The organism is Pseudenterobacter timonensis (assembly GCF_900021175.1).
Taxonomy (GTDB): Bacteria; Pseudomonadota; Gammaproteobacteria; order Enterobacterales; family Enterobacteriaceae; genus Enterobacter; species Enterobacter timonensis.
In genome coordinates this window covers 574,938-593,442 of record NZ_FCOP01000013.1, presented here as the reverse complement: position 1 = coordinate 593,442, position 18,505 = coordinate 574,938, and the positions used below count along the sequence as shown (strand labels likewise).

General features: G+C 59.0%; 15 protein-coding genes. 9 read left to right on the top strand and 6 right to left on the bottom strand.

Annotation, left to right across the window (positions count from 1 at the left end; translation table 11 throughout):
* Nucleotides 1-61: 61 nt before the first annotated feature.
* Nucleotides 62-1,528, bottom strand: a complete 1,467-nt coding sequence (locus tag BN3796_RS18170) for a mannitol dehydrogenase family protein (protein ID WP_061709754.1) — start codon at nucleotides 1,526-1,528, stop codon at nucleotides 62-64.
* Between the two features lie 204 nt (nucleotides 1,529-1,732).
* On the opposite strand from BN3796_RS18170, the gene uxuA reads away from it, so the two are divergent.
* Nucleotides 1,733-2,923, top strand: a complete 1,191-nt coding sequence (gene uxuA, locus BN3796_RS18165; RefSeq protein WP_061709753.1) for a mannonate dehydratase — start codon at nucleotides 1,733-1,735, stop codon at nucleotides 2,921-2,923.
* A 118-nt stretch (nucleotides 2,924-3,041) separates the two neighbouring features.
* Here the strand turns inward: uxuA and yeiP are convergent, their stop codons facing one another.
* Nucleotides 3,042-3,614 carry an elongation factor P-like protein YeiP gene (gene yeiP, locus BN3796_RS18160; RefSeq protein ID WP_061709752.1) on the bottom strand — a complete coding sequence of 191 codons (573 nt, stop codon included), beginning with the start codon at nucleotides 3,612-3,614 and terminating at the stop codon, nucleotides 3,042-3,044.
* A 159-nt stretch (nucleotides 3,615-3,773) separates the two neighbouring features.
* On the opposite strand from yeiP, the gene BN3796_RS18155 reads away from it, so the two are divergent.
* Nucleotides 3,774-4,028 carry a YkgJ family cysteine cluster protein gene (locus tag BN3796_RS18155; RefSeq protein WP_061709751.1) on the top strand — a complete coding sequence of 85 codons (255 nt, stop codon included), beginning with the start codon at nucleotides 3,774-3,776 and terminating at the stop codon, nucleotides 4,026-4,028.
* On the opposite strand, the gene setB is transcribed toward BN3796_RS18155, so the two are convergent.
* Complete coding sequence (gene setB / locus BN3796_RS18150) at nucleotides 4,025-5,206, bottom strand: sugar efflux transporter SetB (protein ID WP_061709750.1); 1,182 nt, start codon at nucleotides 5,204-5,206, stop codon at nucleotides 4,025-4,027. The two genes, BN3796_RS18155 and setB, sit on opposite strands and share 4 nt — an antisense overlap.
* Before the next feature lie 365 nt (nucleotides 5,207-5,571).
* Here setB and fruB point away from each other — a divergent pair, with 365 nt between their 5' ends.
* From fruB to fruA, 3 genes are read left to right on the top strand one after another with little or no spacing between them, the layout of a single operon-like run.
* Complete coding sequence (fruB, locus tag BN3796_RS18145; RefSeq protein WP_061709749.1) at nucleotides 5,572-6,702, top strand: fused PTS fructose transporter subunit IIA/HPr protein; 1,131 nt, start codon at nucleotides 5,572-5,574, stop codon at nucleotides 6,700-6,702.
* The gene (fruK, locus tag BN3796_RS18140) at nucleotides 6,702-7,640 is read left to right on the top strand and encodes a 1-phosphofructokinase (protein WP_061709748.1); all 939 of its coding nucleotides are present in this window, start codon (nucleotides 6,702-6,704) and stop codon (nucleotides 7,638-7,640) included. The genes fruB and fruK overlap by 1 nt, the downstream gene beginning before the upstream one ends.
* Nucleotides 7,641-7,656: 16 nt before the next feature.
* A complete protein-coding gene (gene fruA / locus BN3796_RS18135; protein ID WP_061709747.1) occupies nucleotides 7,657-9,348 on the top strand; it encodes a PTS fructose transporter subunit IIBC in 1,692 nt (563 codons plus the stop codon).
* Between the two features lie 68 nt (nucleotides 9,349-9,416).
* Here the strand turns inward: fruA and nfo are convergent, their stop codons facing one another.
* Together nfo and BN3796_RS18125 are read right to left on the bottom strand one after the other, a co-directional pair.
* Nucleotides 9,417-10,274, bottom strand: coding sequence for a deoxyribonuclease IV (nfo, locus tag BN3796_RS18130; protein ID WP_061709746.1), 858 nt, complete (start codon nucleotides 10,272-10,274; stop codon nucleotides 9,417-9,419).
* A 63-nt stretch (nucleotides 10,275-10,337) separates the two neighbouring features.
* Complete coding sequence (locus BN3796_RS18125; protein WP_061709745.1) at nucleotides 10,338-11,384, bottom strand: YeiH family protein; 1,047 nt, start codon at nucleotides 11,382-11,384, stop codon at nucleotides 10,338-10,340.
* Nucleotides 11,385-11,482: 98 nt separating this feature from the next.
* On the opposite strand from BN3796_RS18125, the gene yieE reads away from it, so the two are divergent.
* The 3 genes from yieE (at nucleotide 11,483) to cirA (ending at nucleotide 16,209) form a co-directional block, all read left to right on the top strand.
* The gene (yieE, locus tag BN3796_RS18120; RefSeq protein WP_061709744.1) at nucleotides 11,483-12,349 is read left to right on the top strand and encodes a DNA-binding transcriptional regulator YeiE; all 867 of its coding nucleotides are present in this window, start codon (nucleotides 11,483-11,485) and stop codon (nucleotides 12,347-12,349) included.
* A gap of 150 nt (nucleotides 12,350-12,499) precedes the next feature.
* Entirely contained in the window at nucleotides 12,500-13,969 is a 1,470-nt protein-coding gene (locus tag BN3796_RS18115) for an amino acid permease (RefSeq protein WP_061709743.1), read from the top strand.
* A 269-nt stretch (nucleotides 13,970-14,238) separates the two neighbouring features.
* Nucleotides 14,239-16,209: a catecholate siderophore receptor CirA gene (gene cirA / locus BN3796_RS18110; protein WP_061709742.1), complete on the top strand. Its 1,971-nt coding sequence runs from the start codon at nucleotides 14,239-14,241 to the stop codon at nucleotides 16,207-16,209.
* A 138-nt stretch (nucleotides 16,210-16,347) separates the two neighbouring features.
* On the opposite strand, the gene fghA is transcribed toward cirA, so the two are convergent.
* Nucleotides 16,348-17,184: an S-formylglutathione hydrolase gene (gene fghA, locus BN3796_RS18105; protein ID WP_061709741.1), complete on the bottom strand. Its 837-nt coding sequence runs from the start codon at nucleotides 17,182-17,184 to the stop codon at nucleotides 16,348-16,350.
* A 135-nt stretch (nucleotides 17,185-17,319) separates the two neighbouring features.
* On the opposite strand from fghA, the gene BN3796_RS18100 reads away from it, so the two are divergent.
* Nucleotides 17,320-18,465 carry a YbfB/YjiJ family MFS transporter gene (locus BN3796_RS18100; protein ID WP_061709740.1) on the top strand — a complete coding sequence of 382 codons (1,146 nt, stop codon included), beginning with the start codon at nucleotides 17,320-17,322 and terminating at the stop codon, nucleotides 18,463-18,465.
* Nucleotides 18,466-18,505 lie beyond the last annotated feature (40 nt).

Sequence of the window (18,505 nt, the reverse complement as noted above, 5' to 3'; positions counted from 1 at the left end):
AGCAATGGGAAGGGAGAGGGCGAACGAAGCATCGTTTCGTCCGCCTTAAGGGCAAAAAACGTTAAAAATTCAGGGTATCAATAATAGCCTGCCGCGCGCCGCGCTGTACAAGCCGCTGATATGCCGCGTCAATGGCCTGAACGAAGCGCGGATCGGCGGGCAGATCCTGACCAAAAATCTCCGTCAGGGTGAGCAGGGCGCTGACGCGCCGCTCGTCGTCGCTGGCGGCAACGAGGTCGTGGATTTTATCGCTGAGCGGATCGCGAACATCAATGACCTTCCCCGCCTCGTCAACGCCGCTGACGTAGCGCATCCAGCCCGCCACGCCCAATGCCAGTAACGGCCACGCGCTTTTACGCGCCAGGTGTACGCGTATGCCCGCCAGCATACGCTGGGGCAGTTTCTGGCTGCCATCCATCGCAATCTGCCAGGTGCGATGCTGCAGCGCCGGGTTGCTGAACCGGACAATCAGGCTGTCGGCGTAGGCTGTCAGATCGACGCCGGTGATTTGCAGCGTCGGCGCCTGTTCGTCCAGCATCAGCCGACGCGCCGCCTGACGAAACACCTCATCGTTCATGCAGTCGCTGATATGCGCGTGGCCCGCCAGATAGCCCAGCCAGGCCAGAAAGGAGTGGCTGCCGTTGAGCATTCTGAGCTTCATCTGCTCCCAGGGCAGCACATCTTCCACCATCTGCACCCCGGCAATCTCCCAGCGGGGCCGTCCTGCGACAAACCGATCTTCCACCACCCACTGGATAAACGGCTCGCAGCTGATGGCGCAGGGATCCTCCACCCCCAGTTCACGGGCGATTTCTGCCAGGGAGGCCTCGGTGGCGGCAGGCACAATCCTGTCGACCATCGTTCCTGGAAAAGAGACCTGCTCCGCGATCCACGTTGCCAGCGCCGGGGAGCGCTTCTGCGCCATGCCCAGCACCGCATTTTTTACCACGTGCCCGTTATCAGGGATGTTATCGCAGGAGAGGACGGTAAAGGGCGTCAGCCCGCGCTCGCGGCGGCGGTGCAGCGCTTCCACAATAATGCCCGGTGCGGAGTGCGGCGTGGAGGGGTTTTCCAGATCGTGAACAATTCGCGGGTTCTGCGTGTCGAGTTTCCCGGTCGCCGGATCGATGCAGTACCCCTTTTCGGTGATTGTTAGCGAGACGATCGCCACCTGTGGCTCACAGAATTTTTCAATGATTGCCGCCAGCGAGTCGAGTCTGGCGTTGAGGCACTCATGGACCGCGCCGACGACGATCGGCTGGTTGCCCTCTGCCCCTTTTTCCAGCACGGTGAAGAGGTGATCCTGCGTGCGCAGCTGGCTCATCAGCGTATCGCCATTAAACAGGCTAATCTCACAGATGCCCCAGTCGCCTCCCCCGGCATTCAAAACGCGATCGGTTAACAGCGCCTGATGCGCGCGATGAAAGGCGCCAAAACCGAAATGCACAATGCGCGAGCGCAGCGCCTGACGATCGTAGCGCGGCTGCTGCACGTGCGGGGGGAGGGAAGCGGAGGCTATCGTATTCATCTGTATACACCTGATTAACCAATAATTAACAATGTCAGTGTAAAGTTATATGACAACAAATTGAATTGGTAAGCCGTAAATATCGACAATCTGTGAGCCAGATCAATCAATACAGCGGGGCGGATTGACCGTTTCCCGTAAGCATGTATGGTAGTCGTCAATGTGTCACTCAAGATTGGTATAACAACTTAAGAGGGTGTGGAAATGGAACAAACCTGGCGTTGGTACGGGCCGAACGATCCAGTTTCTCTTGATGATGTGCGTCAGGCAGGCGCTACGGGTGTTGTGACCGCACTGCACCATATTCCTAATGGTCAGGTATGGCCGGTGGAAGAGATCCAGGCGCGCCAGGCGCTGCTGGCTGAAAAAGGGCTGACCTGGTCGGTGGTAGAGAGTGTTCCGGTACACGAAGATATTAAAACCCATACCGGGGAGTATGAGACCTGGATCGCCAACTACCAGCAGAGCATCCGTAACCTGGCGACGTGTGGTATCGACACCGTCTGCTATAACTTCATGCCGATCCTCGACTGGACGCGCACCGACCTGGAGTATCAGCTGCCGGACGGCTCCCGGGCGCTACGCTTTGACCAGATCGCATTCGCCGCCTTTGAGCTGCATATTCTTAAACGTCCTGGTGCCGCGGCGGACTATACCGACGAGGAGCAGCAGCAGGCGCAGGCGTGGTTTGACGCTGCGAGCGATGCGGATATTGAGAAACTGACCCGCAATATTATTGCCGGTCTGCCGGGAGCGGAAGAGGGCTACACCCTGGATCAGTTCCGGGCGCGTCTGGCGGAGTACGGCAATATCGATAAAGCGCAGCTGCGTGAAAACATGGCCTACTTCCTGCGCGCGATTGTGCCGGTGGCGGAAGAGGCTGGCGTGCGTCTGGCCGTTCACCCGGACGATCCGCCGCGCCCGATCCTCGGCCTGCCGCGTATCGTCTCGACCATAGAAGATATGCAGTGGCTTAAAGAGACGGTAGACAGCATCAGCAACGGCTTCACCATGTGCACCGGCTCCTACGGCGTGCGGGCGGATAACGATCTGGTCAAAATGATCGAAACCTTCGGCGATCGTATTCATTTTACCCACCTGCGGGCCACCTGCCGGGAAGATAATCCCAAAACCTTCCACGAAGCGGCACACCTGAATGGGGATGTGAATATGGTGGCGGTGGTCGACGCTATTTTGCAGGAGGAGTTGCGCCGCAAAAAGGCGGGCGATCGGCGACCGATTCCGTTCCGTCCGGACCACGGGCATCAGATGCTGGACGATCTGCGCAAGAAAACCAACCCGGGCTATTCGGCAATTGGTCGCCTGAAAGGGATGGCAGAGGTGCGCGGCGTGGAGCTGGCGCTGAAGATGACCAAATATCCGGAACTGCTGTAACCCTGTCGCCCGGTGGCGCTGCTTGCCGGGCCAACAAAAAACCGGCCAGCGGGCCGGTTTTTTTATGGGTGTTTTGTAAGCCGGGTAAGGCGAAACCGCCACCCGGCGAATGGCGCTATCAGTCAGCGCGACCCATATAGCGTTTTTCTTCGATATGGATACGGATCTTCTCGCCAGCGGAGAGATATTCCGGCACCTGAACCACCAGGCCGGTGGTGAGCGTAGCCGGTTTGTTTCGCGCGCTCGCAGAGGCACCCTTGATGCCCGGTGCGGTTTCCACAATCTCCAGATCCACAGTCTGCGGCAGCTCCAGCGCCAGCAGCTGGCCGTCCCAGGTCAACACCTGCATGTCCGGCATACCGCCTTCCGGCATAAACAGCAGCTCTTCTTCGATCTGATCTTTGGTGAAGGTGTACGGGGTGTAGTCCTCTTTATCCATAAAGACATACTCGTCGCCATCCACATAGGAGAAATCAACGAAACGGCGGGTCAGGGTAACGGTATCGACAATGTCGTCGCCCTTGAAGCGCTCTTCCACCTTCATGCCGGTACGCACGTCAGAGAAACGCATTTTATACAGCGTCGCTGCGCCACGGGCGCTGGGGGACTGAATATCAATATCTTTCACAAGCAGCAGTTTGCCGTTGTAATTCAGCACCATACCTTTTTTAATTTCATTCGCTCTTGGCATTGCAGTAATCCTGTTTACGGGAGGTAAAAAATATCGCGCCAAATTACTCGCGCGAGGGCGTTCAGGCAAGCGGAATTAACGGCTTTTGCCATCAATACACAAAAGGTGTTACTGTGCGCCATGCCCGACTGACGGGCCTTCGCCGCTAAGAGAGCCTTTATGGATTGCCGTCCCGACTGTGGCGCATGCTGCACCGCCCCGTCCATCTCCAGTCCCATCCCGGGGATGCCGGATGGTAAGCCCGCCAATACCCGCTGCGTACAGCTCTCAGACGATAACCTGTGCCAGATCTTCGGCTCGCCCCTGCGCCCGAAGGTCTGCGCCAGCCTTCAGCCATCGCAGGCGATGTGCGGCAGTTCGCGTCAGCAGGCGATGATCTACCTGCTGGAACTGGAGGCGCTTACCGCCCCCTAAACATCCTTAATTCGCATCAGGCAGACGACAGTGATAAGGCACATCACCAGCGCAATCCAGAACACCGTGTGATAGCTCCAGATTTCAGCCACCACCCCCGCCAGCGAGCCGGCGATGATCCAGCCGACGCGGGTCGTATTGGTATACAGGGTAGTCGCTGCTCCCGCCTGACCGGGCATCAAATCCTGAAAGTAGAGCATACCGATACCGGCGAGAATGCCGATATAGATAGCGTTCAGCAGCTGAAAGGCGAGCAGCAGCGCCGGAGTATGCACCGTCAGCATGCCAGTATAGAAGAACACCCCCGCCACGATGGCAATTCGCATCAGAAAACGCTTGCCGAAGCGCTTCGCGTAGTAACCCGCAATCAGCATGGTGGGGATTTCAAGCCCTGCGGCAGTTCCCATCATCAGCCCCGCCAGTTTCTCCGGCAGATGCAGCTCGTTAATGATAAACAGCGGCATATTGATGATATAGAGGCTGTTGGTGCCCCACATCAGGGTGCAAATCACAAACAGCAGCAGCGCATCCCGGCGGTTGCGGCGCGGCGCTTCCAGGGCGCCGGTGGCCACCTTCGGCTCTTTGCGCATGGAGGGAAGAAAGATCCAGACCATCACCCCGCAGACCACAAACGCCACCGCCGCGCTCAGGTACATGGTAGTAAAACCAAAGCCCATCGCCAGAGCGTAGGCCAGCGGCGGGCCAATCACCCACGCCAGCGACACCTGGGCGCGCAGGATAGAGCTAAACATCACCGCCTCGCGGCCGGTACGATCCGCATGTTCCCGCGCCAGGGCGAACATCTGCGGGTTGGCGGTAGAGCCAAAGCTGCTCAGAAACACCCCGATAAAGAGCAGAATAAAGTAGTTACGGTTCCAGGCGAACAGTACGCAGGCCGGCATCCCCAGCAGGCAGCAAAAGACAATCAGGCTTTTGCGGTCGCCTTTACGGTCGGAGCGACCCGCCAGGAACTGGCTCACCAGAATGCCGATAATGGCGCTGCCGGTAAAAAAGAAACCGACCATCGCCGGACGGGCATGCACTTCATTGGTCAGAAACAGGCTCAGGGTCGGCGTCTGCAGCGCGCCGGCGATGCCGGTGAGAAACGCGACAATCAGAAAAGCCGATGAGGTCAAATCAAAGGGTTTTGGTCTGGCGGCAGCGGGGGTGTTATCCATCTTTCTTTATCAGCAGTTACAGGAAGACGCGGAGTTTACGCCCCCTGTCAGAAAATAAACAGATAGCAGGTCTGTTTTGCACACAAAAAATCAAAATGCCATTTCAAAAAATAATGTGAGCTGAATGGTGCTGAAGCAAGGCGGCACAAGCGTCAGCCGCTTCAGCAAAACAGGCCGTGGCGGTGGAAAAATGTGCTGCACTTCTAAATTCTGAAGGAAGAAAAACAACTTTTCTTGCAAGCTTAAGCAGAACGCGCAAGACTTCTTGAAACGTTTCAGCGCTGATCGGTTCATCTGACGGAGCGGGTCAGCGCCAATTTTCTCATACAGGCTGAAACGATTCAATTCAGCGAGAGAGGAGAACTATGTTCCAGTTATCTGTGCATAACATCCATCCCGGCGAGCAGGCCGGAAGTAAAGAAGAGGCCATTCGCCAGATTGCCACCGCCTTAGTGCAGACGGGCAATGTAGGAGTGGGCTACGTCGACGGCATGCTGGCGCGCGAGCAGCAGACCTCCACATTTTTAGGCAACGGCATCGCCATTCCTCACGGCACCACCGATACCCGCGATCAGGTGCTGAAAACCGGCGTGCAGGTCTTTCAGTTCCCGCAGGGTGTGCTCTGGGGTGAAGGGCAGGTGGCCTATGTGGCTATCGGCATCGCTGCCAGCAGCGACGAACATCTGGGCCTGCTGCGTCAGCTGACTCATGTGCTGAGCGATGACAGCGTGGCTGAACAGCTGAAAACTGCCACTACCGCAGAAGAGCTGCGGGCGCTGCTGATGGGGGAAAAACAGAGTGAAGCTCTCAAGCTGGATAACGAGACCCTGACGCTCGACGTCAGCGCCGCCGATCTGGTGACGCTCCAGGCGCTGAACGCGGGTCGCCTGAAAGAGGCGGGCGCGGTGGATACCGCGTTTGTCGCCCACGCCATTAACGACAAGCCGCTGAATCTGGGGCAGGGCATCTGGCTGAACGACAGCGCCGAGGGCAACCTGCGCAGCGCTATCGCCGTGAGCCGCGCCGCCCGTCCTTTTGAGGTGGACGGCAGCCCGGCCGCCATGCTGGTGACGGTCGCTATGGCTGACGAGCAGCCGGTTGAAGTGCTGAAGCGCCTCGGCGAGCTGCTGGTGAGCAACAAAGGTGAACGCCTGCTGACGGCGGATGCCGCAACCCTGCTGGCGCTGCTGACCAGCGACGATGCGCCGACGGACGACCTGCTGAGCGCGGAGTTTGTCGTACGCAATGAACACGGCCTGCACGCCCGTCCGGGCACCATGCTGGTCAATACAATCAAACAGTTTGAAAGCGAGATCACCGTGACTAACCTGGATGGCTCCGGCAAACCGGCCAACGGCCGCAGCCTGATGAAAGTTGTGGCGCTGGGGGTGAAAAAAGGTCACCGCCTGCGCTTTACCGCCCAGGGCGCGGATGCTGAACAGGCGCTGAAGGCGATTGGCGACGCTATCGCCGCCGGTCTGGGGGAGGGCGCATAATGAGCAGACGTGTTGCAACCATCACCCTCAACCCGGCCTACGATCTGGTGGGTTATACCCCGGAAGTGGAGCGTGGCGAAGTCAACCTGGTGCGTACCACCGGCCTTCACGCCGCAGGTAAAGGCATCAACGTGGCGAAGGTGCTGAAGGATTTAGGCATCGACGTCACCGTGGGCGGCTTCCTGGGCAAAGATAACCAGGATGGCTTTCAGCAGCTCTTCAGCGAGCTGGGCATCGCCAACCGCTTCCAGGTGGTCCAGGGCCGTACCCGTATCAACGTTAAGCTGACCGAAAAAGATGGGGAAGTGACCGATTTCAACTTCTCCGGATTTGAAGTGACCCCTGCCGACTGGGAACGTTTTGTCAACGACTCCCTGAGCTGGCTGGGCCAGTTCGATATGGTCTGCGTCAGCGGCAGCCTGCCGTCCGGCGTCAGCCCGGAAGCCTTTACCGACTGGATGGTGCGCCTGCGCAGCCAGTGCCCGTGCATTATCTTCGACAGCAGCCGTGAAGCGCTGGTCGCCGGCCTGAAAGCTTCCCCGTGGCTGGTGAAACCCAACCGCCGCGAGCTGGAGATCTGGGCGGGCCGCAAGCTGCCTGAGATGAAAGATGTCATCGACGCCGCCCACGCGCTGCGCGAGCAGGGGATCGCTCACGTGGTGATCTCCCTCGGGGCTGAAGGGGCGCTGTGGGTAAATGCCTCCGGCGAGTGGATCGCTAAGCCGCCTGCGGTGGAGGTGGTGAGCACCGTCGGTGCCGGGGATTCGATGGTCGGCGGCCTGATTTACGGCCTGCTGATGCGCGAATCCAGCGAACACACTTTACGTCTTGCCACCGCCGTTGCCGCCCTGGCCGTCAGCCAGAGCAACGTGGGCATTACTGAACGTACCCAGTTGGCCGCGATGATGGCGCGCGTCGACCTGAAACCTTTTAACTGACAGCAGGAGAGGCATAATGAAAACGCTGCTGATTATTGATTCCGGCCTTGGACAGGCCCGCGCCTATATGGCGAAAACGCTGCTGGGCACGGCTGCACGCAAAGCGCATCTCGACTTTGTCGATAACCCGAACGATGCCGAGCTGGCGATTGTGCTGGGTGAAACCCTTCCTGCTGACAGCGCGCTGAACGGCAAAAAAGTCTGGCTCGGCGACATCAACCGCGCGGTGGCGCACCCGGAGCTCTTCCTGAGCGAAGCCAAAAGTCATGCGACGCCCTACACCGCGCCGGTGGCGGCTGCCGCGCCTGCGGTAAGCGACGGTCCGAAGCGCATCGTGGCGGTCACCGCCTGCCCGACCGGGGTGGCGCATACCTTTATGGCCGCTGAAGCCATTGAAACTGAAGCTAAAAAACGCGGCTGGTGGGTGAAAGTTGAAACCCGCGGCTCCGTTGGGGCGGGCAATGCCATCACTCCGGAAGAGGTGGCAGAGGCTGACCTGGTGATCGTGGCGGCGGACATCGAAGTGGATCTGGCGAAATTTGCCGGTAAGCCGATGTACCGCACCTCCACCGGCCTGGCGCTGAAGAAAACGGCGCAGGAGCTGGATAACGCGCTGGCGGAAGCGCAGCCGTATCAGCCTGCGGGTAAGACAACGTCTGCCGCCAGCGAAGGCAAAAAAGAGTCGGCGGGGGCCTATCGCCACCTGCTGACCGGCGTCTCCTATATGCTGCCGATGGTGGTGGCGGGCGGTCTCTGCATCGCCCTGTCATTCGCGTTTGGTATCGAAGCTTTTAAACAGCCGGATACCCTGGCGGCGGCGCTGATGCAGATTGGCGGCGGCTCCGCGTTTGCCCTGATGGTGCCGGTTCTGGCGGGGTATATCGCCTTCTCCATCGCCGACCGTCCTGGCCTGACGCCAGGTCTCATCGGCGGTATGCTGGCGGTGAGCACCGGTTCCGGCTTTATCGGCGGCATCATCGCCGGTTTCCTCGCAGGCTACGTGGCGAAGCTTATCAGCTCGAAGCTGAAGCTGCCGCAGAGTATGGAGGCGCTGAAGCCGATTTTGATTATTCCGCTTATCTCAAGCCTGGTGGTTGGCCTGGCGATGATCTACCTCATCGGTAAGCCGGTCGCGGGTATCCTGGAAGGGCTGACCCACTGGCTGCAGACCATGGGGACAGCGAACGCGGTCCTGCTGGGCGCGATCCTTGGCGGCATGATGTGTACCGATATGGGTGGTCCGGTGAACAAAGCGGCATACGCCTTTGGTGTGGGTCTGCTGAGTACCCAGACCTACGCGCCGATGGCGGCGATCATGGCGGCGGGTATGGTACCTCCGCTGGCGCTGGGCCTGGCGACAATTATCGCGCGCCGTAAGTTCGACAAGGCGCAGCAGGAAGGGGGCAAAGCGGCGCTGGTGCTGGGGCTGTGCTTTATCACCGAAGGGGCGATTCCGTTCGCGGCGCGTGACCCGATGCGCGTTCTGCCTTGCTGCATCGTTGGCGGCGCGGTAACGGGCGCTATCTCCATGGCGGTGGGCGCGAAGCTGATGGCGCCGCACGGCGGCCTGTTCGTACTGCTGATCCCGGGTGCAATCACCCCGGTCCTCGGTTACCTGGTGGCGATCGTTGCCGGTACGCTGGTGGCAGGCCTCTCATACGCGGTGCTGAAACGCCCGGAAGCTGACGTGGTGGCGAAAGCCGCGTAAAAAGGTCCGGGGGGCTTCGCCTTACCCGACCTGAAAAAAAAACCGGGCGCCTGATGCGCCCGGTTTTTTTATGCTGCCTGTTCAGCGTTTTGCTGTGCCTTAAGCCAGGCTATCTCTTCAGCCCAGATATCGGGATTAATCGTTTCCAGCACCAGTGGAATATTGTCGAAGCGCGAATCCTGCATGATAAAGCGGAACGGCTCATGGCCGATATTCCCCTCGCCGAGGCTGTGGTGGCGGTCAACGCGGCTGCCGAAGGTGCTTTTCGCATCGTTGAGGTGCATGCCGCGCAGGTACTCAAAGCCGACCACCCGCCCGAACTCGGCGAAGGTCTCTTCGCAGGCCTCGCGGGTGCGCAGATCGTACCCGGCGGCGAAAGCGTGGCAGGTATCGATGCAGACCCCGATGCGTGATTTATCCTCCACCTGGTCGATAATCGCCGCCAGATGTTCAAAACGGAAACCGAGGTTGCTCCCCTGGCCGGCGGTATTCTCAATCACCGCCGTCACCCCTTCGGTACGCTCCAGCGCGTAGTTGACCGACGCGGCAATGCGGCTCAGACAGGCTTCTTCATCGATCTGCATCAGGTGGCTGCCGGGATGGAAGTTCAGCAGCGTCAGCCCAAGCTGTTCGCAGCGCTGAAGCTCGTCAAGGAACGCCTCCCGAGACTTCTCCAGCGCCTCCTGCACAGGGTGGCCGAGATTGATCAGGAAGCTGTCGTGGGGGAGGATCTGTCCGGGGCCAAAGCCGTGCTGTTCACAGGCGGATTTAAACTCGTCAATCGTCTGGCGGGTGAGCGGCGCGGCGCGCCACTGGCGCTGATTTTTGGTGAACAGGGCGAACGCGGTCGCCTTGATTTCCGCGGCGCGGATGGCGGCATTGGCGAGACCGCCTGCGGCGCTGACGTGCGCTCCAACATATTTCATAAGGGACTCCTGTTAACCCAAAAAGACTATGATAGCGAGTTAACAGGAGAAGGACGAGACGGATTATGCCAGCAGGCTGTGTACCGCCAGGTTAATGGCGCCGCCGCCGACAATCAGCCAGATGAAGAGCAGCAGGGCCATCAGCAGGGGTTTAGCACCCGCTTTTTTCAGCGCGCTGACGTGAGTGGTGATCCCCAGTGCGGCCATCGCCATCGCCAGCAGGACCGTATCCAGCGTTACCAGCGCGTCAACCGCCGCTTTCGGCAACAGGTGGAAGGAGTTGAATACCGCCACCAGGATGAACAGAACGGCAAACCACGGAATAGTAATTTTGCTGCTGCCGCTGTCGCCCGCAGGGGCCAGCTGTTTAACACGCGCGGCCAGAATCAGCAGGAACGGGGCCAGCATCATCACGCGCAGCATTTTGGCAATCACCGCCGCGTTTTCCGCGTCAGGGCCGACGGCGTGACCGGCTGCCACTACCTGCGCCACTTCATGCATGGTGGAACCCATATAGATGCCGTAGGTTTCCGGGGTGAACCAGTGCGCCAGCAGGGGATAGAGCGCCGGGTAGAGGAAGATCGCCAGCGTACCGAAGATAACCACGGTCGCCACCGCGACGGTGACTTTGCTCGATTCCGCTTTCACCACCGGCTCGGTAGCCAGTACCGCCGCCGCGCCGCAGATGCTGCTGCCCGCGCCGATAAGCCAGCTGGTCTGCCGATCGAGGCCGAAGATCTTCTGCCCGATAAAGCAGGCCAGCAGGAAGGTGCTGCTGAGAGTGAGGATATCAATGGCGATACCGCTTACCCCGACGTCGGCAATCTGCGCGAAGGTCAGGCGAAAGCCGTAGAGGATAATCCCGAGTCGTAGCAGATACTGCTTGGCGAAAATAACGCCGCCATCGCAGGATTTCCAGATGGTAGGGTAGATAGTGTTCCCCACAACCATCCCCACTAAAATTGCCAGCGTCAGGGCGCTGAAACCCGCCCCGGCAACGGCCGGGATACTGCCGCCCCAGAGGGCGATGCCGGTGATCAGCGCGCTCAGCGCCAGGCCGGGAACAAAATGCCACAATGTACGTCGATGCTGTAAGGTAAGTGCAGTCATAACCTTCTCCTTTATCCGGGTTAAAGGTTACGGCGATCTGGCTTAAAAATAAAATTGATTATATATTTATAACCTATCTTTATAAGTGGTAAGAAACCATGCACATTACACTGCGCCAGCTGGAAGTTTTTGCGGAAGTCCTGAAAAGCGGCTCCACCACCCAGGCCTCGCAAATGCTCTCCTTGTCCCAGTCCGCCGTGAGCGCCGCCCTGACCGATCTGGAAGGGCAGCTCGGGGCGCAACTTTTTGATCGCGTCGGAAAACGGCTGGTGGTGAATGAGCATGGCCGGCTGCTCTATCCGCGCGCGCTGGCGCTGCTTGAACAGGCGACGGAGATTGAGCAACTGTTCCGCGAGGACAACGGTGCCATTCGCGTCTACGCCAGCAGCACCATCGGCAACTATATTTTGCCGGAGGTCATTGCCCGCTACCGCCGCGATTTTCCGTCGCTGCCGCTGGAGATGAGCGTCGGCAACAGCCAGGATGTGATTAACGCGATTATCGACTTTCGCGTCGATATTGGCCTTATCGAGGGGCCATGCCATAACGTGGATATCATCGCCGAGCCGTGGCTGGAGGATGAGCTGGTAGTCTTTTCCTCTCCCGCCTCGGCGTTATGCCAGGGCGAGGTGACGATGGAGCGGCTGGCGCAGGCGCAGTGGATCCTGCGCGAGAAAGGCTCCGGCACGCGGGAGATTGTCGACTATCTGCTGCTCTCCCATCTGCCGCAGTTCCGCCTCGGCATGGAGCTGGGCAATTCAGAGGCGATCAAACATGCGGTGCGTCATGGACTGGGGATAAGCTGCCTCTCCCGTCGCGTCATTGCCGAACAGCTGGAAAGCGGCTCGCTGGTGGAGATCCCGGTGCCGCTGCCGAAGCTGGTGCGTACCCTGTGGTGTATTCACCACCGCCAGAAGCATCTCTCCAGCGCCCTGCAGCGTTTTTTACGTTATTGCGAGGCCTGAGCGGGGCAGGGGAGCGGATGAGGATTTTCTGCTTTACTTATAATCCCGGCCCGGTCATGAAGCTCTCTTATAACGTCGCATTTCTGCCGGAAGGATCGCGGATCGTCTGCTACAATCGCGCCTCAATTTTTGAAGGGATAGCATTTTCATATGGTTTCCGATACTAAAACCAAAGAAGCGCCTGGCCTGCGCCGCGAACTGAAGGCGCGTCACCTGACCATGATCGCCATTGGCGGCTCCATTGGTACAGGACTGTTTGTCGCCTCCGGTGCGACCATTTCCGCAGCAGGCCCCGGCGGGGCGCTCTTCTCTTATATCCTGATTGGTCTGATGGTCTACTTCCTGATGACCAGTCTGGGCGAACTGGCGGCCTATATGCCGGTATCCGGTTCTTTCTCCACCTACGGCCAGAAATATGTTGAAGAAGGCTTTGGCTTCGCGCTGGGCTGGAACTACTGGTACAACTGGGCGGTGACCATCGCCGTCGACCTCGTCGCCTCACAGCTAGTGATGTCCTGGTGGTTCCCGGATACGCCGGGCTGGATCTGGAGCGCGCTCTTCCTGGGGATCATTTTCCTGCTGAACTACATCTCAGTAAAAGGTTTTGGTGAAGCGGAATACTGGTTCTCCCTGATTAAAGTCGCCACGGTTGTCATCTTTATCGTGGTCGGCCTGGCGATGATTATCGGCATCTTTAAAGGTAGCGAACCGGCGGGGTGGAGTAACTGGAGCATTGGCGACGCGCCTTTTGCGGGCGGCTTCTCAGCGATGATCGGCGTGGCGATGATTGTTGGCTTCTCCTTCCAGGGAACTGAACTTATCGGTATCGCCGCCGGCGAATCTGAAAACCCGGAAAAGAACATTCCGCGCGCGGTGCGTCAGGTTTTCTGGCGTATCCTGTTGTTCTATGTATTCGCCATCCTGATTATCAGCCTGATCATTCCGTATACCGATCCGAGCCTGCTGCGTAACGACGTGAAAGATATCAGCGTCAGTCCGTTTACGCTGGTCTTCCAGCACGCGGGCCTGCTCTCGGCGGCGGCGGTGATGAACGCGGTGATCCTGACGGCGGTGCTTTCTGCGGGTAACTCCGGCATGTACGCCTCCACCCGTATGCTCTATACCCTGGCCTGCGACGGCAAAGCGCCGCGCATTTTCGCGAAGCTCTCCCGTGGCGGCGTGCCGCGTAACGCGCTCTATGCGACCACGGTAATTGCGGGGCTCTGCTTCCTGACCTCCATGTTTGGTAATCAGACGGTCTACCTCTGGCTGCTCAACACCTCCGGTATGACCGGCTTTATCGCCTGGCTGGGGATTGCCATTAGCCACTACCGTTTTCGTCGCGGCTATGTGTTGCAGGGGCACGATATTAACGATCTGCCATACCGTTCCGGCTTTTTCCCGCTGGGGCCGATCTTCGCCTTTGTGCTGTGCCTGATTATCACGCTGGGCCAGAACTATGAAGCCTTCCTGGCAGATACCATCGACTGGGGCGCGGTAACGGCGACCTATATCGGTATTCCGCTCTTCCTGGCGATCTGGTGGGGCTATAAGCTGACCAGGGGAACCCGTTTCGTTCGCTATAGCGAGATGGAATTTCCGCAGCGATTAAAAAAATAAGCTGCCTGCCTTTGAGAAGCCCGCTCCCTGAGCGGGCTTTTTTTATCTCCACAATATGGATAAAACGAAATAATTGTTAACAATTGAATTGATAATAATTATCGTTTGTTTTATCGTTACCGCTATCAGGAACGAGGCGGCTTGCCGCATTTGTACGGACTACCGTGACATCCTGCCGCACCTGCAAAAATGACCCGCCAGTGAAGCGGGCGTAAACAAAGCGTTGTGAGCATTTTAGTTTTGCTGTTTTTACCTCATGGAGAAATGGAATGTTTAGGTTGAATCCCTTTGTTCGGGGAGGACTTTGTGCGTCCGCCATGTCCCTGACGCTGCCGGTTATGGCGGTCGATACCGATGAGACGCTGGTGGTTACCGCCTCCGCCACGGAACAAAACCTCAAAGATGCGCCCGCCAGTATCAGCGTGATAACGCAGCAGGATCTGCAGCGTAAACCGGTGCAAAACCTGAAGGATGTGTTGCAGGATGTACCGGGCATACAGCTGACGAACGAAGGGGATAACCGCAAGGGCGTAAGCATCCGTGGGCTGGACAGCAGCTACACGCTGATCCTGATTGACGGTAAACGCGTCAGCTCGCGCAACGCCGTGTTCCGCCACAACGATTTTGACCTCAACTGGGTACCGGTAGACGCTATCGAGCGTATTGAAGTGGTGCGCGGTCCCATGTCCTCCCTCTATGGCTCCGACGCGCTGGGCGGCGTGGTCAACATCATCACCAAAAAAATTGGCCAGAAATGGAGCGGCAGCGTGACGGCGGATACCACGGTGCAGGAGCACCGGGATCGCGGCGATACTTACAACGGCCAGTTCTATACCAGCGGCCCGCTGGTGGATGGCGTGCTGGGGCTGAAAGCCTTCGGCAGCCTCGCAAAACGTGAAAAAGACGATCAGCAGGCCTCTTCGACGACGGCGACTGGCGAAACGCCGCGCATTGAAGGCTTTACCAGCCGCGACGCCAACGTCGAGTTCGCCTGGACGCCGAATGAAAACCACGACTTTACTGCGGGCTACGGTTTTGATCGTCAGGATCGCGACTCCGACTCGCTGGATAAAAACCGTCTCGAGCGGCAGAACTACTCCCTGAGCCATAACGGCCGCTGGGGCGTGGGCAACAGCGAGCTGAAATTCTACGGTGAAAAGGTGGACAATAAGAACCCGGGCAACAGCAGCCCCATCACCTCAGAAAGCAACTCCGTTGACGGGAAATATGTACTGCCGCTGGGTGAAATTAACCAGCTGCTCACCTTTGGCGGCGAGTGGCGTCACGACAAGCTGAAAGATCCTGTTAACCTCACCGGCGGCAACAGCAGCGAAACTTCCGCCAGCCAGTACGCGCTGTTCCTGGAGGATGAGTGGCGTATTTTTGAGCCGCTGGCGCTGACTACCGGCGTGAGGATGGACGATCACCAGACCTACGGTGATCACTGGAGCCCGCGCGCCTACCTGGTCTATAACGCCACCGACACCTTAACGGTGAAGGGGGGCTGGGCGACCGCCTTTAAGGCGCCCTCCCTGCTGCAGCTCAGCCCTGACTGGACCACCGGCTCCTGCCGTGGCGCCTGTGAGATTGTCGGTAGTCCGGATCTGAAGCCCGAAACCAGCGAAAGTGTCGAACTGGGGCTTTACTACTTTGGTGAAGAAGGGTGGCTGGAGGGCGTCCAGGCGAGCATTACCGCCTTCCAGAACGACGTTGACGACCGTATCAGCATCAGCCGTACCGCCAACGTGGAGCAGGCCCAGAGCTATCCAAACTACGTGGGGCTGAACGCCGACGGCGAACCGATTTTCCGTTACTACAACGTCAACAAAGCGCGCATCCGCGGCCTGGAAACCGAGCTGAAATTCCCGGTTGCCGAGGGATGGAAAGTGACGCTGAACTACACCTATAACGATGGTCGGGATATCAGCAACGGTGAAAACAAGCCGCTCTCCGAGCTGCCGTTCCATACTGCCAACGGTACCGTTGACTGGCAGGCGACCGCGGCGTGGTCCTTCTATGTTCAGGGGAACTACACCGGCGAAAAACGCGCGATTACCGACGGCGAGACAACCCCCGGCGGATACGTAATCTGGAATACCGGTGCGGCGTGGCAGGCAACCAAAAACGTGAAGCTGCGTGCGGGCGTGCAGAACCTGCTGGATAAAGATCTGAGCCGCGACGATTACAGCTATACGGAAGATGGACGTCGCTACTTTATGGCGGTGGATTACCGCTTCTGACGGAGCGTGCGGTCTGATGCCACCCGGTATTAAACCACACACAACCCGTAGGCCGGGTAAGGCGTAGCCGCCACCCGGCAATAATTGCGCACAATCCACAGGCCGGGTAAGCGTCAGCGCCACCCGGCAATAGCGCGTTTATCTGAACAAATGCTCCGCATGGAAGCGGAGATGATCTTCAATAAACGACGCAATAAAGTAATAGCTGTGATCGTACCCCGGCTGAATACGCAGGGTAAGCGGCCACGCCTTCTGGCGCGCGGCTTCGGCCAGTACCGCAGGCTGCAGCTGCCCGGCGAGGAACGGGTCGGCGTCGCCCTGATCAATCAGCGCAGGAATCGCATCTTCAGCCTGGCTCGCCAGCATCAGCGCGCAGCTATCCCATGCCTGCCATTTTTCCGCCTCTTCCCCCAGATAATGGCTAAACGCTTTCTGTCCCCAGGGCACCTGCGTAGGGTTCACGATGGGGGCGAACGCCGAGACGCTGCTGAAGCGACCCGGATTTTTCAGCGCCATAATAAGCGCGCCGTGGCCTCCCATAGAGTGACCAGAGATAGCGCGACGGTCGCTGACCGAAAACTCCGCCTCAATCAGCGCGGGCAGTTCGTCGCGGATGTAATCATACATACGGTAATGGCTCGCCCAGGGCTGTTCGGTAGCATTGAGATAAAAGCCCGCCCCTTTACCCAGATCGTACTGGGCATCGTCCGCCACCGCGTCGCCGCGCGGGCTGGTATCGGGCATCACCAGCGCAATGCCCAGCTCCGCCGCCACCCGCTGCGCCCCCGCTTTGGTGGTGAAATTCTCATCGTTGCAGGTCAGGCCGGAAAGCCAGTAGAGCACGGGCGGTTTTTTCCCGTCGATCGGGGGAGGAAGAAAAATACTGAAGGTCATGGCGCAGTTCAGCACGGCGGAGTCGTGCCGCCAGCGCTGCTGTCGGCCTTCAAAACAGCGATGTTCTTCGAGCAGTTCCATGCAGAGCTCCTTACTAACGGATAATCATTATTTCTATCATACAGATAATTTGTTTACCTGCAGGTAACTTTCACTTCCGGTTATGCAGTAAATGTTGCATCATAAATTAACTTTATTTTAACAATTGAGGTAGCCATGGCGCTGCGTATTGCGCTCTGCGGATTCATTGTGCTCGTGGTGGCGATGGGAATAGGGCGGTTCGCCTTTACGCCGCAGGTACCGCTGATGATTGCCGCCGGACAGCTTACCCTCACCAGCGCCGGGCTGGTGGCGGCCATGAACTATCTGGGTTACCTCGTGGGCGCTTGGGACGCAATGCGCGCCCACCGCTTCGTGGAGGGGCGGCTGTGGCTCGGTATCGGCGGGGCGGTCGCGTTGACGCTGCTCTCCGCCGCCGGGGATAATGCCATTGTCCATGGTCTGCTGCGTTTTACGATCGGCTGCATGAGCGGCTGGTCGATGGTGCTAATCGCCGCCTGGAGCAATGAGCGGCTGGCGCACTACGGCAAGCCGGGCCTGAGCGCCGCGGTCTTTGCCGGGCCGGGCGCCGGGATCGCCCTGAGCGGCCTGCTGGCGGTCTATATCCAGGCCCATGCGCTCTCCGCCGCAGCGGCCTGGCAGATCTACGGCGTGCTGGCGCTGCTGCTGGTGGTGCTGGTAGGGCGTTATCTGCCGCGGCCAGGGCAGCTTCATCGCCCGGAGAGCGCGCCGGAGCCGCTCACCCTCACACAGAATATGCGCCGTCTGGTCTGGAGCTACAGCCTCGCCGGGTTTGGTTATATCCTGCCTGCCACCTTTTTATCTCAGATGGCGGCTCTGCGTTTTCCCGGCAGCCTTTTTGCCCAGTTCGTCTGGCCGGTCTTTGGCGCGGCGTCGGTGGTCGGTATCGCGCTGAGCATTGCCATGCGCCATATCTCGACCTCAAACCGTCGGCTGGCGGTGGTCCTCTGGCTACAGGGGCTGGGGGTAATAGCCGCATGGTTACTGCCGGGCATGAGCGGGCTGGTGACCGGCGCGCTGCTGGTAGGGGGCGGTTTCCTCTGCGCGGTTCAGCTTTCGCTGCTGTACGGGCGCGAGCTGGCTCCGCAACACACCCGTTATATGGCCGGATTGCTCACCACCGGCTACGCCGTTGGTCAGCTCGTGGGGCCGATGACCTCGGCCATCTCCACCTGGCTGACCCACCGGCTGGAGCCTGCGCTGGGCATTGCGGGAGTCGCGCTGGCCATCGGCGGGGGACTGGTATGGCATCGTCAGGGTGAAAGGCAGCGGCAATTGTAATAATTATCATCGTGAATACTGGATTATGTGCGCCGCCTCA

Excerpts from the sequence above, each read along its gene's own strand:
- BN3796_RS18170 (WP_061709754.1), bottom strand. The coding sequence starts at position 1,528 with ATGAATACGATAGCCTCCGCTTCCCTCCCCCCGCACGTGCAGCAGCCG.
- uxuA (WP_061709753.1), top strand. The coding sequence starts at position 1,733 with ATGGAACAAACCTGGCGTTGGTACGGGCCGAACGATCCAGTTTCTCTT.
- yeiP (WP_061709752.1), bottom strand. The coding sequence starts at position 3,614 with ATGCCAAGAGCGAATGAAATTAAAAAAGGTATGGTGCTGAATTACAAC.
- BN3796_RS18155 (WP_061709751.1), top strand. The coding sequence starts at position 3,774 with ATGGATTGCCGTCCCGACTGTGGCGCATGCTGCACCGCCCCGTCCATC.
- setB (WP_061709750.1), bottom strand. The coding sequence starts at position 5,206 with ATGGATAACACCCCCGCTGCCGCCAGACCAAAACCCTTTGATTTGACC.
- fruB (WP_061709749.1), top strand. The coding sequence starts at position 5,572 with ATGTTCCAGTTATCTGTGCATAACATCCATCCCGGCGAGCAGGCCGGA.
- fruK (WP_061709748.1), top strand. The coding sequence starts at position 6,702 with ATGAGCAGACGTGTTGCAACCATCACCCTCAACCCGGCCTACGATCTG.
- fruA (WP_061709747.1), top strand. The coding sequence starts at position 7,657 with ATGAAAACGCTGCTGATTATTGATTCCGGCCTTGGACAGGCCCGCGCC.
- nfo (WP_061709746.1), bottom strand. The coding sequence starts at position 10,274 with ATGAAATATGTTGGAGCGCACGTCAGCGCCGCAGGCGGTCTCGCCAAT.
- BN3796_RS18125 (WP_061709745.1), bottom strand. The coding sequence starts at position 11,384 with ATGACTGCACTTACCTTACAGCATCGACGTACATTGTGGCATTTTGTT.
- yieE (WP_061709744.1), top strand. The coding sequence starts at position 11,483 with ATGCACATTACACTGCGCCAGCTGGAAGTTTTTGCGGAAGTCCTGAAA.
- BN3796_RS18115 (WP_061709743.1), top strand. The coding sequence starts at position 12,500 with ATGGTTTCCGATACTAAAACCAAAGAAGCGCCTGGCCTGCGCCGCGAA.
- cirA (WP_061709742.1), top strand. The coding sequence starts at position 14,239 with ATGTTTAGGTTGAATCCCTTTGTTCGGGGAGGACTTTGTGCGTCCGCC.
- fghA (WP_061709741.1), bottom strand. The coding sequence starts at position 17,184 with ATGGAACTGCTCGAAGAACATCGCTGTTTTGAAGGCCGACAGCAGCGC.
- BN3796_RS18100 (WP_061709740.1), top strand. The coding sequence starts at position 17,320 with ATGGCGCTGCGTATTGCGCTCTGCGGATTCATTGTGCTCGTGGTGGCG.